14 protein-coding genes and 1 riboswitch are annotated in these 14,713 nt (G+C 61.5%); of the genes, 6 read left to right on the top strand and 8 right to left on the bottom strand.

Going from position 1 to position 14,713, the window contains the following annotated elements:
- Positions 1 to 24 precede the first annotated feature (24 nt).
- The 3 genes from HMPREF2999_RS01310 to HMPREF2999_RS01300 all read right to left on the bottom strand — a co-directional run bounded on the left by HMPREF2999_RS01310 (position 25) and on the right by HMPREF2999_RS01300 (position 3,161).
- Positions 25 to 714, bottom strand: coding sequence for a C40 family peptidase (locus HMPREF2999_RS01310; protein WP_070674619.1), 690 nt, complete (start codon positions 712 to 714; stop codon positions 25 to 27).
- Positions 715 to 874: riboswitch (cyclic di-AMP (ydaO/yuaA leader) on the bottom strand. It abuts the gene before it with no gap.
- Between the two features lie 609 nt (positions 875 to 1,483).
- Positions 1,484 to 2,188 carry an iron-dependent transcriptional repressor DtxR gene (locus HMPREF2999_RS01305; RefSeq protein WP_070674616.1) on the bottom strand — a complete coding sequence of 235 codons (705 nt, stop codon included), beginning with the start codon at positions 2,186 to 2,188 and terminating at the stop codon, positions 1,484 to 1,486.
- A 208-nt stretch (positions 2,189 to 2,396) separates the two neighbouring features.
- Positions 2,397 to 3,161, bottom strand: a complete 765-nt coding sequence (locus HMPREF2999_RS01300; RefSeq protein ID WP_246823054.1) for a DUF3027 domain-containing protein — start codon at positions 3,159 to 3,161, stop codon at positions 2,397 to 2,399.
- A gap of 141 nt (positions 3,162 to 3,302) precedes the next feature.
- Here HMPREF2999_RS01300 and HMPREF2999_RS01295 point away from each other — a divergent pair, with 141 nt between their 5' ends.
- The 4 genes from HMPREF2999_RS01295 (at position 3,303) to HMPREF2999_RS01280 (ending at position 6,545) form a co-directional block, all read left to right on the top strand.
- Positions 3,303 to 3,575 (top strand): hypothetical protein, encoded by a 273-nt coding sequence (locus tag HMPREF2999_RS01295; RefSeq protein WP_005504529.1) that lies wholly within the window; start codon positions 3,303 to 3,305, stop codon positions 3,573 to 3,575.
- Positions 3,576 to 3,650: 75 nt separating this feature from the next.
- Positions 3,651 to 4,355, top strand: coding sequence for a response regulator transcription factor (locus HMPREF2999_RS01290; protein WP_070674610.1), 705 nt, complete (start codon positions 3,651 to 3,653; stop codon positions 4,353 to 4,355).
- A gap of 1 nt (position 4,356) precedes the next feature.
- Positions 4,357 to 5,856 (top strand): sensor histidine kinase, encoded by a 1,500-nt coding sequence (locus HMPREF2999_RS01285; protein WP_070674607.1) that lies wholly within the window; start codon positions 4,357 to 4,359, stop codon positions 5,854 to 5,856.
- A 398-nt stretch (positions 5,857 to 6,254) separates the two neighbouring features.
- Positions 6,255 to 6,545 (top strand): WXG100 family type VII secretion target, encoded by a 291-nt coding sequence (locus HMPREF2999_RS01280; protein WP_005504526.1) that lies wholly within the window; start codon positions 6,255 to 6,257, stop codon positions 6,543 to 6,545.
- A 233-nt stretch (positions 6,546 to 6,778) separates the two neighbouring features.
- Here HMPREF2999_RS01280 and HMPREF2999_RS01275 read toward each other — a convergent pair whose 3' ends face one another.
- On the bottom strand, positions 6,779 to 8,227 hold the full coding sequence (locus tag HMPREF2999_RS01275; RefSeq protein ID WP_070674602.1) for an RNase H family protein: 1,449 nt from the start codon (positions 8,225 to 8,227) through the stop codon (positions 6,779 to 6,781).
- A 175-nt stretch (positions 8,228 to 8,402) separates the two neighbouring features.
- Between HMPREF2999_RS01275 and HMPREF2999_RS01270 the strand changes: the two genes are divergently transcribed.
- Positions 8,403 to 9,407 (top strand): 4'-phosphopantetheinyl transferase family protein, encoded by a 1,005-nt coding sequence (locus HMPREF2999_RS01270; RefSeq protein ID WP_070674599.1) that lies wholly within the window; start codon positions 8,403 to 8,405, stop codon positions 9,405 to 9,407.
- 108 nt (positions 9,408 to 9,515) lie between these two features.
- Here HMPREF2999_RS01270 and HMPREF2999_RS01265 read toward each other — a convergent pair whose 3' ends face one another.
- The 4 genes from HMPREF2999_RS01265 to HMPREF2999_RS01250 form a co-directional block, all read right to left on the bottom strand.
- Positions 9,516 to 10,619, bottom strand: a complete 1,104-nt coding sequence (locus tag HMPREF2999_RS01265; protein WP_070674596.1) for an isochorismate synthase — start codon at positions 10,617 to 10,619, stop codon at positions 9,516 to 9,518.
- Between the two features lie 84 nt (positions 10,620 to 10,703).
- Entirely contained in the window at positions 10,704 to 11,471 is a 768-nt protein-coding gene (locus HMPREF2999_RS01260; RefSeq protein WP_070507203.1) for an SDR family oxidoreductase, read from the bottom strand.
- On the bottom strand, positions 11,468 to 12,169 hold the full coding sequence (locus tag HMPREF2999_RS01255) for an isochorismatase family protein (RefSeq protein WP_070674593.1): 702 nt from the start codon (positions 12,167 to 12,169) through the stop codon (positions 11,468 to 11,470). The genes HMPREF2999_RS01260 and HMPREF2999_RS01255 overlap by 4 nt, the downstream gene beginning before the upstream one ends.
- Positions 12,170 to 12,475: 306 nt before the next feature.
- On the bottom strand, positions 12,476 to 13,885 hold the full coding sequence (locus tag HMPREF2999_RS01250) for an FAD-dependent oxidoreductase (RefSeq protein ID WP_070674590.1): 1,410 nt from the start codon (positions 13,883 to 13,885) through the stop codon (positions 12,476 to 12,478).
- Positions 13,886 to 14,079: 194 nt separating this feature from the next.
- On the opposite strand from HMPREF2999_RS01250, the gene HMPREF2999_RS01245 reads away from it, so the two are divergent.
- A complete protein-coding gene (locus HMPREF2999_RS01245) occupies positions 14,080 to 14,592 on the top strand; it encodes a mycothiol transferase (RefSeq protein ID WP_070674587.1) in 513 nt (170 codons plus the stop codon).
- Positions 14,593 to 14,713: the final 121 nt, after the last annotated feature.

Below are 14,713 nucleotides of genomic sequence, written 5' to 3'. Positions count from 1 at the left end.
GACCCAGCTCTTATGCGCTAAGGCTTAGAGAGCGGTGTAGTAGCCGTCAACGGACATCCAGGAGGTGGGGTGCACCAGGGTACCGTTGGTGGGGTTCAGAGCGGAGATCATCTTGCCGTCGCCCAGGTAGATACCAACGTGGCTGTAGCCGTTCTGGAAGACGATGTCGCCGGGCTGGGGGTTAGCGGTCGGGCGCAGCTCGTTCTTCATTGCGTAGGTGAAAGCGGTCAGCTTGATGCCGTGCTGAGCGAAAACCCAAGAGGTGAAGCCGGAGCAGTCCCATGCACCGAAGGTCTTGCCGCCCCAAACGTATGCGCCGCCCAGGCCGCTCATTGCGGTTGCAACGATTGCGTCGCGGGATGCGTTACCGGTGGAAGCGGAGGAAGCTGCGGGAGCAGCGGGTGCCGGAGCTGCAACGGGTGCAACGTAAGCCTGCTGTGCCTCAGCCTGGGGTGCTACGTAGGTGGTCTCAGCTGCGGGTGCCGGAGCTGCTGCGGGAGCAACGTAGGTCTGCTGTGCCTGAGCCTGGGGTGCAACGTAGGTGGTTGCGGGGGTGTTGTAGCTGGTGTAGTCGAACTCGTAGTTGGTGTAGTCGTAGGACAGATCAGCTGCAGCGGGGATCTGTGCAAATGCGTTCGCGGGAACGGTCGAGCCGAGCAGGATTGCGCCTGCTGCGAGGGTTGCACCTGCGGTACGTACGATCTTCTTAGCCATTGGTAATTCCTCCATTGCCTGACGAGGTGAGCTGTCGGGCTCGAGCATGGATTCGCTCGGCCACCGAAGTGACTTAGCCCCGAGGCCTCTCGATTGAGAAGCCGTATCCCAGCTTGGGGATTGGGTCCCCCGCTTCTGCCATATTGGGTAGACGTACATCGAAGCGTTGGCAGAACTCAGCGGAACCGCTTCGACGGTGCCCTCTTACGATTAGGATTTGGGCACAGAAACGAGAATACACAGAAAACTCCCAGTTGTCACTTCATTCGGGCTTAAATTTTGGACTTTCACCCTGGGGGGAAAACTTGGCACCCCAGGCATTTGACCCCCTCCCAACGAAATCCTTATCTACCTTTTAAGGCACTTGACTAGGCATTTCACAAGGATGCACATTCGCTTTTAATACGCCAGCACCCCTTAAGGACAGGGTTCAAAACTCTTAAAAATGACCCTTATCTCTTAAGTGTCCATTCTCAGAGATTGCTCAAACATCGGCGTTTCCCTCAGTTTCAACCTTAGATTTAAGCGAAAAACCCGAAAAATGCACTCAAGCGCAGTTGCTAAAACCCTGAGAGAGGAGTATATGCGCCCGCGCACATGACCAAACTCTGAAATACCCCACCCACTAGGCACCTCAGCTCCCCAAAACCTCCCCGCAAGACCGAGCAGCCCTAACACGCGCACAAAAACGGTGGCACCGCCTCCACCAAGGAAGGCGATACCACCGTTTAGAGCGTGAACTGGGTTAGCGGACTCTCAGAATGAGAGCTTAGAGGTTGCCGCCGCGCTTGACCACAATCGCGTTTGCCACGTCCATATCCAGGGAGAGGGTGTCCTCTTCACCGTCGGCGTGAACAATCACGTCATCGTTCTCACCGGCAACCACGGACACCGATGCGCCGTAGACAATACCTGCGTCAGCCAGCAACTTCAGCAACTCAACGTCAGTCTGAATGGACTCAGGGAAACGAGAAATGGTGAAACGGTCCTCGGGGCCGGAGTCGCGCGCAGCCAGAGACATGGGCACGGTGCGCTCGTCGTTCTTCTCACTGGTGTGGCCCAAATCCTCCAGGCCGGGGATAGCGTTGCCGTACGGGGAGAACTTGGGGTCCTTGAGCATCTCCAGGATGCGCTTCTCCACCTTGTCACTCATGACGTGCTCCCAGCGGCATGCTTCTTCGTGCACGTACTCAAGTTCCAGACCAATGATGTCGGAGAGCAGGCGCTCAGCCAGGCGGTGCTTACGCATTACCTCGACCGCCTTGTGGCGACCTTCCTCGGTCAGTTCGAGGTGGCGGTCCGGCTCAACGGTGAGCAGGCCGTGCTTCTCCATGCGTGCCACAGTCTGGGAAACGGTCGGGCCGGAGTGCTCGAGTCGTTCAGCGATGCGCGCACGCATGGGGACAATGCCCTCTTCCTCCAGTTCGAGGATGGTGCGCAAATACATCTCTGTGGTATCGATGAGGTCTGTCATATATCTCTCCCAGCTTTCACCGCAACAGTACTTAGATAGCACTGCCTAAGTCGTTACTTATTCAATAATCTATTATGTACTTTTTCAGCGGCTTTTGCCACGGCTTAAGTCATTGAGTCGCCCAATGAAAACTCATTGGACGACTCAAGACACCTTATATATACGCTTTTGCTAACCCACCCCTTATTAAGAGGAGTAGACGGTAGGCTTACTCTGCGGACTCAGCCTCAGCGGTTTCTTCCACGGCAGATTCGTTCTCTTCCGCTTTGTTCTCTGCAAGCTCAGCAGATTCCTCTGCCTCAGCGGTTTCAGCAGACTCTGCGTTCTCCTGCGCGGCATTCTCCTCCAGGTCTTCCGGGCGAACGCGGTCAGCCCACGGAACCCAATCCGGCGCGATGAGCGCATCGTCGCCGGGCAGCAGGCCCACCTCGCAGATCGTTGCCACGCGGGAGCGAGGCGCACGCGAGAGGGTCGCGAACCAGAACCAGCCGCGGTAACCGGGCAGGGTGCACTCGAAAAGGTGAGTGCTCAGACGCTCTTCCTCGGCGCGCACGTGGTGCACCAGGCCGATAGCGTGTGCCGGGGCGATTTCCTGAACGCCCTGCAAAGCCACATCCTTGGCGGCGGCAAGAATCTCATCCACCTTGGAGGTGCGGCGCAGCTTGTGCGGAACACCCAGGGAGGGGGCACCCACCTCTTCATCCAGCGGGGTGAAGGGGTCGGGGGTGGAGTCTTCGTTCTGTGCGGTTTCTTCGGCAGCAGATTCCCCGGCAGCAGATTCCTCAGCGGTAGATTCCTCAGCGGGCGTATCAGCCGCCTCAGTCTCCTTAGCGTTCACGGAGGGCTGAGTCTCAGCAGGTACAGCGCTACCCTCGTCGGTGCTCTCAGGCGCGGCAGAAGGCACAACGGACTCTGCGGGCGCATCAGTAGCGGGCGTAGTTTCGGGGAGCAGTTCAATAACCTGTTCAGACATACCCCTATTAAAGCATCTCGCGTGCGCAAACATTGCGGCGCCCGCCCCAAGCTTCGCATACGCTGTGAATTTGAGTCTCAAACCGCTAAATCTGGGGCTTCCCCCATTAACAGCTGTGTGTGAGCTGATACGGTTAAATTTATGAGTAATGAACCCGTACAGGACACGCGCAGTACCGCAGACCAGGCGCCCGCGCCCCTTCCCTATGCCGGAGCTATCCGTTGGCTCGGCGCGGCAGGTGCGCTTCTCGCCCTGATTTGCCTGCTCACCGGAGTCGCCATGCTCGTGATGAAGTGGGTTGGGGCAGCGCCGCCCGCCCTCATGAGCCAGATTCCGCTGGTCCTCCTCCCCGTCGCCTTTATCGCCCTCATGGCCGCACTCATCCTGTCGGTCATGCGCCGCAACAAGGCATAAAGATTTTGAGCCGCAAGCTCACACACATCATTCACTTATCAAGTACAGCCTGCCATTCAGAGAGAAAGATAGAGTATGTCTACTGAAGCAAAACTCCTAGTCGTCGATGACGAGTTCAACATTCTTGAACTGCTCGCCACCTCCCTGCGTTTCGCCGGTTTTGAAGTAGTTACCGCCGGCAACGGCCGCGAAGCCCTCGAAAAGGCGCACGCCGAAAACCCCGACCTCATTGTCCTGGACGTCATGATGCCCGGCATGGACGGCTTCGAGGTGACCCGCCGCCTGCGCGAAAACGGCACCACCACCCCCGTGCTCTTCCTGACCGCAAAGGACGCCACCGAAGACAAGGTGACTGGTCTGGGTGCCGGTGGTGACGACTACGTCACCAAGCCCTTCTCCCTCGACGAGGTGATCGCCCGCATCCGCGCCATTCTGCGCCGTAGCCGCAGCGTCCAGGAAGAGGACGACGCCGTACTGCGCGTTGACGCCCTCACCCTGAACGTGGACACCCACGAAGTGTTCCTCGGTGACGAAGAGATTGACCTCTCCCCCACCGAGTTCAACCTGCTGCACTACCTGATGCTCAACGCCAACCGTGTGCTGTCCAAGGCGCAGATTCTCGACCACGTGTGGGAGTACGACTTCAACGGCGACTCCTCCATCGTTGAGTCCTACATTTCGTACCTGCGCCGCAAGATCGACAACAACCGTGAAAACCACGAGCCGCTCATCCACACCAAGCGCGGTGTGGGCTACATGATTCGCGGTTCTCGAGGCTAACGTGGCGCTCAAACCCCTCGACCGGATCCCCCAGTCTCTTTCCCTTCGCACCCAGCTGGTGCTCATCACCTCCATGCTCATCGCCCTCTCCATTGCGGTGACGAGCCTGGTAGCGATTTCCGCTCTGCGCGCCCAGATGGTGCACCAGCTGGACGAAGAGATGAAGAACAGCGCCCCCTCACTCGTGCAGCTGGCGACCGTGCGCCCCTCCGGCAATCAGGAACAATCCCTGAGCACCTACCGCCTGTACCTGCTCGACAAGGACGGCAACGTACTGTACTCGCTCAAGTCCGAGGACAGCGAACAGTTCAGCGAGCCGGCACTGCAAGGCTGGACCGAAGAGAAGGTTCGCAAGCAAAACGAAGAGGCGGTCACCGTCAATTCGGTGGGCAGCTCCTCCGATTGGCGCGTGCTCGCCGTACCCATTGAATCGAAAGATTCTTCTGGGCTGACGGAGGCAGCATCCATGGTTATTGCCATGCCGCTGAAACAAACGAACCAGGTGGTCGCCCTCGTAGGTGTGCTGACCTTCGCGTTTGGTTTGGCGACCCTCGCCTCCGCGATTGCAATGACCTGGGTGATTGTGACCCGCACCTTCGAGCCGCTGGCTCGCGTGGAGCAGACCGCCGCCAAGATCGCTGCCGGTGACCTCTCTCAGCGTATTGAGGACTACAACCCCAGCAACGAGATCGGTAACCTCGCGGTTTCGCTGAACACGATGCTCACCCAGATTGAAATGCTCTTCAAAGCCCGCGAGAAGAGCGAGGCGAAAATGCGCCGCTTCGTGGGTGACGCTTCGCATGAGCTACGCACCCCGCTGGTCAGTATTCGAGGCTACTCGGAGCTGTACCGTCAGGGAGCGCTACCGACCGACGAGGCCGTCGCTACCGCGATGAGCCGCATCGAATCGGAGTCCAAGCGTATGGGTCAGCTCGTGGAAGACCTGCTGACCCTGGCGCGTATCGATGAGCGCCGCGAATCCAAGCTGGCACCCTTCGACCTGTTCAACCTCGCGGTGGACGCTAGCAACGACGCCTACGCTACGGCACCCGACCGTGCAGTATCCCTGGTGGGTCTGAACGAAGAGGTGGCGCCGACCTCCGCAACCGTGCTCGGCGACGAATCACGCCTGCGTCAGGTCGTGGCGAACCTGCTGACCAACGCCATGCGCTACACCCCCGACGGCTCTCCCCTGGAGATTGCGGTGGGCGTGCGCGAAGAGGTTCCCGGCTTCCCGCTGTCCGTGCTGGAGGTGCGCGACCACGGCCCCGGTATTCACGGCGAGGACCGCGAGCGCGTCTTCGAGCGTTTCTACCGCACCGACACCTCGCGTTCGCGTGAGACCGGCGGTACGGGTCTGGGTCTGTCCATTGTGGCTGCGATTATCGAGCAGCACGAGGGCAGGATTCACATTGAAGAGACCGAGGGTGGCGGCGCTACCTTCGTGATTTCTTTGCCGTTCTACCCGCCGCCCGTCTCGGACGATCAGCTGATGAAGTAGCGCTGATGCATAAACCCCCGGATTGTGGAACTTGAGTGTTCTACGGTTCGGGGGTTTTGCTGTGCGCCGGAAGCGGCATGATAACTCGCGGCGGCGCCAGTAACAAGAGCACGAGTGAGAAGAAGCTGCGAGGCTAAAGAACAGCGGGAGTAGCCGAGCGCGCGTCATGGCGGCGTCATTTTCGGGTGGGTTTTCGATTTTTTCGAGATGCTGGAGTGAATCTGGCGGGTTTATCCACAGATTTATTAAATCATTATTTTTCAGCCCATTTGATGCATTTTGAAATATATAGTGATAACAAGCTTCCGGTCAGGAACTCAACCCTTCCAGAGATCCAAACCCCAAGCGCCACCACGGGGCAACCGCCCCACCCCACCTAATCTCAAAGGAGAAAAACCATGGCACAGTTCAATGTCGATTCCGAAGTCATCGCAGCCAAGAGCGCACAGGCACGATCCTACGTCGCATCCATCACCGCAGACGTCAACGGTATGACCGCATCCCTGCACGATTTGCAGAGCTCCTGGACCGGCTCCGCATCCGCTAACTTCCAGGGCGTGCTGGACCAGTGGCACGCAACTCAGCGCCAGGTCGAAGCATCCATCACCCAGATCAACGAGGCGCTCACCCGCGCAGGCGTGAACTACGCAGACACCGAGCAGGCTAACGCCTCCATGTTCGTCGGCTAAGGGGTCAGGGCTACAGATTCTAAGGCCCACCCGCAGGCAGGCGGCAGACCGGGCAGCTAAAAGGTCCCGGCCGCACAGCACACCGCCCGCCAGATTTGCCAGAAGGCGGCGAACATCTATTGAGAAAACCCCCGCCGCATCCTCGAAAGTGAGGATGCGGCGGGGGTTTATTGCACGGAAATCTTTGCGCCCAAGAGCCCATTCCTTAGGAGCTGAGCTATAGGAGGCGGGCTTTAGGAAGCAGGGGTCTCCTGACGGAAACGCAGACGCCACAGGCCGCGCTCAGCGTCGTAATGCCAGATGCTCGAACGGCTCACGCGACCACGCGCGGTCGCAACCGCCGCCATAACCAGCACGCTGGAAGAATCCAGCACCTGCACACCCTGCTTGAGCGGGGCATCCTGCTGGGTGAAGGCGCGTTCGCGGTACTGCAGCACCGAGGAGCGGGACACCGACTTGCCGGTGGCGGTCACCCACACCAGACGCTCGTGCAACATGGACTCCAGCTGCGCCGCCTCCATTACGGAGCCGCGGCTTTCGAGTAGTTGTTCTGCGGCGGCGGCTTCCTCAGGATTCAGGACAACCGGGTTCGGGACAACGGGGTTCGGGGCAGGCGCGGCGGGAGCAACGGGCGCAGGCTCAGCGGGCTGGGAAGGAGCAGGCTGAGCGGGAGCATCCTGAACGGGCTCCGCGGCCGGATTTACCGTCTGCTCTTCTGCATGTTCTTCCGTCTCACCCAGCAGTTCCGCCGGGTCAACATCATTCGGGTCCATACCCGCGAACTCTTCCAGACCGGTCAGGTCATCCTCTTCTTCCGCCTGCGCGGCGTTGGATGCCTGCTGAGCGGTCTCCTGCTGGCGCGCCAGCGCCTTTGCGTCACGCTCGGCGGCACGCTCTGCCGCGAGCGCCAGCTGTTCCTTGCGGGTGCGAACCGCCTCCGGATCGGGGGCGTTCACCGCGGAGGCGGGGCGCAGCAGACCTGATAGGCGCAGGCTCTCCACGCCGCGCTGGGCGTTCTCAATCTCGGCTGCGGTGAATTCCTGTACGGGCAGGTGGGCGTCCGCGGAAGACTCGGAGGGCGCCGGCTCAGAGAGCGCAACCTCAGGGAGGGCAACGTCCAAGAGTGCAGGTTCTGCGGACGGAGCGTTCACAATCGGGGCTTCCACAACCGCAGGCTCCACAGCCGCAGTAGCGGGTTCAGCAGACGCGCCGAAGCCGGGGCCGTGCGCGGGTTCACGACCCTCCTGATAGGCGCGCGCAGCACCATTCGCCAGGGAGTCTGCCTTCTCGTTGAGCTCGTGACCGGCGTGGCCCTTCACCCAAATGAACTCGTAGTCGCGGCCGGTCAGCGCCTGATCCAGCGCCTCCAGAAGGTCGCGGTTGAGCACGGGCTTGCCATCGGATTTCTTCCAGCCCTTCTTCTTCCAGCCGGGCATCCACTTGGTCAGCGAGTTAATGACGTACTGGCTATCGCAGTACACGCGCAGCTTCGCCTCTGGGCGGGATGCGGTCGCCTCGAACAGGTCCAGGACAGCCTTGAGCTCACCCATATTGTTGGTGCCGTGCGCCCAGCCTCCGCTCGCCCAGTGGTCGTCGTCGATATACCATGCCCAGCCCGCCGGTCCGGGGTTGCCCAGCGCCGAGCCGTCTGCGGCGGCAATGATCTCTTGCGTGCTGTTCACGGTACCTTCTTTCTACGCCGCCGCTCTATTGTGCGGGCGGCAGTCCGTAATGATGTCTGTGATGACTTTACCGCACAGGCGGCGAGGGTGCGTAGCGCGCGGTCGCAGCTGTGGACAACCTCAAGCAGCCTCAGACGCGCCCATTGCCGTAATGCCGGGCGGGTACACTAAACCTATGAGCTATTCTGCCCCCGAAACACCCAGCGCACAGCGCCCGGAGCGCTCTACCGCCCGCCCGAGCGAGCGCGTGCAGATTTTCGCTCTTCCCACCCGCACGATGTACGGTTCCCTGCGTTTTAGCTGGTTGAGCTACCTGGGGCTTGCTGAGCAGCAGCATGCGGCGCAGTTGCCGACCTCCACGGCGGCGGTCAGCTACCTGAGCACTCAGGCGCTCATGCGTGCCATGGCGGCGGCGCGTCTGGATGTGCCGTCCAGTGCCGCTTCTGAGATTGAGGTGGATCGTTCCTGCACCCTGTGCACCAGCGGTAAGAAGCACGGCAAGCCGCGTATTGCGGGCGTAAATTTCAATATGTCGCAGGTGAATCCGCTGGTGGTGGGTGCGTTTAGTCGTAATTCCTCGGCGGTGCTCGGCGTGGATGTTGAAACCCTGGATGCGCGTCTGTTCTCCGGTTTTGCGCGCCTGGCGCTCTCCGATGAAGAACGCACGTTCTATGAGCGGGTGGCGCAGGAACGCCCCGCGCCCGTACTGCACCTGCTCTCTGTGGCGCTGTGGACCGCTAAGGAGGCGGTACTCAAGGCGACCGGCCACGGCCTGAGCGTAGTGCCGTCCCTGGTTCGGGTGCAGCTCACCGATGGCCTGCTGGATGCGCTCGAACTTGCCATGAACGAGGAGGTCCCGGGGGACCTTCTGGGCGGTGGCACCCCCGAGCCTGGCGCCCTGCGCGTACTGACTCAGGACAGCTTGACCGCGCGTGCTACCTTTAGCGCGCCCCATGTCGGTAATCAGGGCGGTAATCAGGGTGGCGAGGCTGCCGAGCGAAGCTTTAGCCTGCAGTGGGTACCCGTGGCGCTCCCCGATGCGGAGAACCCCGAGCACGCGCAGAAGATGCTCATCGCCCTGGCGGTGGAGAACCCTGCTGAGGGTGAGCCCGCGCAGGTTGAGGCTCAGCTTCTGCCGGTGGCTACTCCCCTGGAGCTCAAGCGCCTGCTCACCGATTAGCCGCGCTCAATCCCCGAACACCTGATACAACGACGGAACGCGCCCGCCATGCCAGCGAGCGCGTTCCGTCGTTTTATTCTGCCTCGTCAAGGCGTTCAAGATAGAAGCCTACGGGGTGTCTTCGCCCAGAGTATCGACGCCCAGGGCGCGGCCAAAGCTGCCGAGCTTCGTGCCGGTCTCCGTGTGCTCCAGCTCCGGGTCGGACTCAGCCACAATACCCGCGCCCGCGTACAGCACCGCCTCGTCCGGGCTGACCTGGGCGCAACGCAGCACCAGCGCCCACTCGCCGTTACCCTCGGCGTCCATGTAGCCGACCAGGCCGCCAAAGTAGCGGCGCTCGAAAGACTCCAGCTGGCGAATCAGCTCCAGCGCCTTCTCAGTGGGGGCACCGCAAATCGCGGGAGTCGGGTGGATCGCGCGGGCACCGTCCAGGCAGGTCAAACCCTCCTTCAGCACACCGTCGATGGGGGTCGCCAGGTGCCAAAGCTGCGGGGTCTGCAGCAGCGAGGGCACCTGCGGTACGTTCAGCTCCTCGGCGATGGGGGCCAGGCGCTTGGCAATATCGTTAATGACGTAGGCGTGCTCGTGGCGGTCCTTCGGCGAGGCGAACAGGCGGTCACGAATCGCCTCGTCCTCGGCGCTACCGGGCTCGGCAATGCGCGGGGCGCTACCGGCAAGCGGGTGGGTCTTGAAGGCGCGGCCCTCGGTGCGGAACACCAGCTCCGGGGAGGCGCCCATCAGGTAGCTTCCGTTCATGCCGCGCTCACCGTCGGGCAGGCGCACCGCAAAGTTGAACGCGGAACGCTGCTGGGCGCGCAGGTTGCTGTACAACGCATCGAGGTCCAGCGCGCCGGGGGCGTAGCGGGCGGTAAGCACGCGCGAGAGCACGATCTTGCTCAGCTCGCCGGCCTTCATGCGCTCCACGGCGGTGGCCACGGCGGTGCGGAACGAATCGTTCTGGCGGCCGGTCACCGACACGGGCTCGGCCAGCTTCACGGTGTGCTCGGGGACGGGCACCTCCTCTTCCTCGAAGCGTTCGGGGACGAAGAGGTAGGCGGGGGCCTCCGGGTCGAAGGGGATGAGGCCCACGACGGCGGTGCCGGCGCGCTTCGCCTCCTCCTGGGCGTTCTCGAAGGTTACGGGGGTCATGGAACCTGCGGCGCGGAGCACGCGGGTGCCGGTGGCAAAGATAAAGTCGGGAAGGTTCGTCATCGTACTTCTATCAGTGGTGTGGGGTTCGCGCCGGAAGCATTTAGAGTGCAGTGCGGGCGCGGGTATATTACAGGCGGGGTGCCATTAGAGGGTCGCACCGCCGTCGGCAACAATCTCCTGCATGGTGATGTGGCGTGCCGCCTCAGAAATGAGGAAAGCGTTGACCGCCGCAATATCCGCCGGGTCGGCAATACGGCGCAGCGGAATGCCCAGGCGGAACGTTTCCGGGTTACCGGCAACCGGCAGGGCGGAGCGGTCCTCCCCCTCCCAGGCATCGGTCACCATGGGGGTTCGGGTAGTGCCGGGGCAGACCGAATTCACGCGAATACCGTGCGCGGCAAGCTGCAGACCGAAGCTGGAACTCACGCGCGCCGCCGACGCCTTCGATGCACCGTAGGCACCAAACTCCGCGCGGGGCACACGTGCCGCGTTGGAGGCGACCGTCACCAGGGAGCGGCTGTTCGCCGGGTCGGACTCCTGCTGGTCAATCATGATGCGCGCGAATTCGCGCAGGCACAGGAACACGCCGTCGGAGTTGACCGCGTGCAGACGCTTCCATGTGGCGAAACTGGTTTCCAGTAGCGGCTGGCTGTGGGCGATGCCCGCGGCGAGCACCGCGCCGGTGATGGGTTCGTCGAGTGCCGCTACAGCGTTGGCGAGGGCGGTGACGGACTCTTCGCTGGTCACGTCTACGGCGCGGTAGCGGAAGATTGCGTCCCCGTAGGTGCCGAAGGAGGCAATGGGCTGCTCTGCAAGGTCAGCCGCAAACACCGAATAACCGTTCTTGATGAGCTGGTGGACGGTTGCCTCACCAATACCACCGTTCGCGCCGGTCACAATGACCCAGCTCATGCGCGCGCCTCCTCAGCAGTCTCAGCCTTCTCAGCACCTTCTGCGGACTGCAGGTCGGCGAGTACATCGGCGGTGTTCAGCACGCGGGCGCAACGACCCGAAGCGTACTCGCACGCTATGCGGTGCTCCTCCTCCGAGAAGTCGGCGAGCGCATCCGCAACCATAAACGGCTGAATGTCACGCATGAACGCTTCCAGGGCGGTGGTCAGGCAGCCAATGTGCGCGTACACGCCGCCGATAATGAGCTGGTCGCGACCGGACTCCTTGAGCAGGTCCTCGAAGGGGCTGCGCACGAACGCGGAGTAGCGCCACTTGGTCAGCACGGTGTCGCGGTCGGTGGGTGCCAGTTCGTCGAGCACGCGGGCGGACTCATCGTTCTGCAGGCCGTCGCCCCAGAAGTCGATGAGCAGGCGGCGATCTTCGGGGTTCTGGCGCGGCGGCTGCGCGGTGTAGTAGACCGGGATTCCGGCGGCGTGGGCGGCGTCAATGAGGCGGCGCAGGTTCCGAATGGCGATGTTAATCTGTGCGTCCGGGTTATCGTTACCCTCACCCAGGTTGGCGCCTTCGAAAGCCTGGACGAAGTGTACCTGCATGTCGTGCACGAGCAGTACAGCGCGGGAGGGGTCCACAGGCCAGCTCACGCGATTGCTGTGTTCACGGTCGACGTAGGTGTAGGGCTTAATTTTGGGCAGTGCCATGATTCTCCCGGTTCGTGCCTTTGGTTTTCGGTTGTATGCGCGGCGCAGGCGGTGCGCTGTGGTGGGTGTAGCCGCGAGTGGGTGTCTCCTCCGAGCCCTCTCGCGCTGACCACCCAACCGGTGAGCTTGCGCTTATCTCATAACCATCTTAGGGCATGCTTAGCGACTAGGTATATATGAGCCTTAACAAAAATGCTTCCCTGCCCGCACCCCCGTTGACAGCACAACGGGCGGAATGGGCAGGGAAGCACTCAGACAAGCAGAAACGCTATACGAACCGCGAATCCAGACGCGATTCTAGTTCAACTAGTTCACGGGCGCCGCGACGGCAAGAACCTCATTCAGGCCCTCAGTGATCGAGGGGTGAGTGTAAATCTCATCGCGTAGCTGCGAAGCAGTAATGCCGTGGCGCATCGCCAGAGCCACCAGGTTAATAACCTCCATGGACTCGATTACCAGCAGCTGGGCACCCAGAATCTGGTCGGTCTGCGCGTCAATCACGAACTTCATGATGCCGCGCGGGTTCTCCTGGGTCTTCGCACGCGGCATCGCGGCAACCGCGGCAACCGGCTTCGAAGCGACCTTCACCTTGTGGCCAGCCTCGATTGCCTCACGCTCGGTCAGGCCCACGGAAGACAGCGGCGGGTTCATGTAAATGGTCGAAGCCACTGCCTTGCGGTCCTTGGTGGAGCGGGAACCGTCACCGACCAGCTGGGAGAGCACCACACGGTAGTCATCCATGGAGATGTAGGTGAACTGCGGGCCGCCGTTCACGTCACCGAGCGCGAAGATGTTCGGCACGGTGCTGCGCAGGTGCTCATCCACGACAATTGCGCCGCGGTCGTTGGTTTCGATGCTGGTGTTCTCCAGGCCCAGACCCTCGGTGGCGGGCTTGCGGCCGGTCGCAACCATCACGTAGTCCACCTCCAGCTGCTGGGTAGCGCCCTCGGAGTCGAGGTAGGTCACGGTCACCGAGTCAGCGCCGTCCTTGAAGGACTGCACACGCACGCCGGTGTGAGCGGTAGTGTCCTGGTCTGCGATAATCTCGCGGGCAACCTGGGCAACATCCTCGTCGTAGCGGCCGAAGAGGGCGGGTGCGCCGTCCAGAATGGTCACCTCGGTACCGTAGGAGGAGAAAATACCGGCGAACTCAACACCGATGGGGCCGCCACCGATAATGCCCAGACGCTTGGGGCGCGGGGTGAGCTTCTGCAGCTCGGTGGAGGTGAGCACACGCTCAGATTCGCGGATGCCCTCAATCGGCGGGATAACCGACACGGCACCGGTGTTGATGATGAAGTAGTCGGCGGTAACGCGCAGGGTGTCCTCGCCCGCGGTGACCTCAACCTCGGTGTCGGAGATGAAACGTGCGTGACCGTCAATGAGCTTAGCGGTCTCGTTGGACAGCAGGATCTCGCGGTTCTTGGCGCGCATCATGCCGGTCAGCTTGTCACGGAAAACCACGGCGGATTCGTAGGCGGCGTTTGCCTCTTCAAGGGTGCGCTCGCCGCTGGCGCGGAACTCGTCGGCGCGGTGCACGAGCGCCTTGGTGGGTACGCAACCGATGTTGATGCAGGTGCCGCCGTACATGTTTGAGGACTGCTCGATGAGGGCAACGTTCTTGCCGGTCTTGGCGTATGCGCCAGCGAGGGTCTTGCCGCCCTTGCCGAAGCCAATGACGACCATGTCAAAGTGCAGCTGAGCGGGGGTGGTCATAATATTCTCCTGTGAATTTTAGATGATGATGTCTTCACAGAGTTCAACGGAAAGAAATGAGTATTATTCCCGTGCGCCACATTTTTTCTTTCAAACCGGCTCTTTCAAGGCGACTCTTTCAAGGCGGCGAACACGCGGGCGTAGACTGAAACTACCCGGCCCCTGCGAGGAGCCAGCATCTTCAGGAGGATTCCATGAAAACCCACGACATTCTGCGTGACGCCGCCAGCCGCCCCGGCATCGAAGCCGCCGTGGCAGTCAAGGGGCTGTCAGCCGAGGCTTTGAACGCGCATCCGGGCGGGCACCCGAACTCTATTGCGTGGCTGCTCTGGCACGCCGGACGGCAGATGGACATGCAGCTTTCTGCCCTGAGCGGTCAGCCGCAGGTCTGGGAGACTCAGGGGTTCAGGGAGCGTTTCAACCTGGGCGAGCTGGGCGACACCATGGGTTACGGCCACACCCCCGAGCAGGCACGCTCGATTGTGGTTGAGGATTCGGCTCTTCTAGTGGAGTACCTTGTGGCGACCGGCGAGGCGCTCGCGGACTACGCGGCGACGCTGAGTGAGGCTGATTTGAGTGAGATTATTGACCGCTCCTGGACTCCACCGGTGACCCGCGGTGTGCGCCTGGTCAGCATGATTGACGATGCGGCGCAGCACGTGGGTCAGGCGGCGTACGCGGCGGGTATTCTCGCGGCGCAGGGCTAAAATTTTGCGCTCATCAATAACGGCACAAAAAAGTGGTGGCGCCTCGGATGATTATTTCCGAGGCGCCACCGCTTTTTACGTAGTCTCTCCTAAGAGGCCAGTTTATATTCGCTTATGGACA

Source organism: Rothia sp. HMSC066H02, assembly GCF_001814995.1.
Lineage (GTDB): Bacteria > Actinomycetota > Actinomycetes > Actinomycetales > Micrococcaceae > Rothia > Rothia mucilaginosa.
The sequence above is the reverse complement of the archived record's forward strand: the minus strand, read 5'-3'. Positions and strand labels throughout refer to the sequence as shown.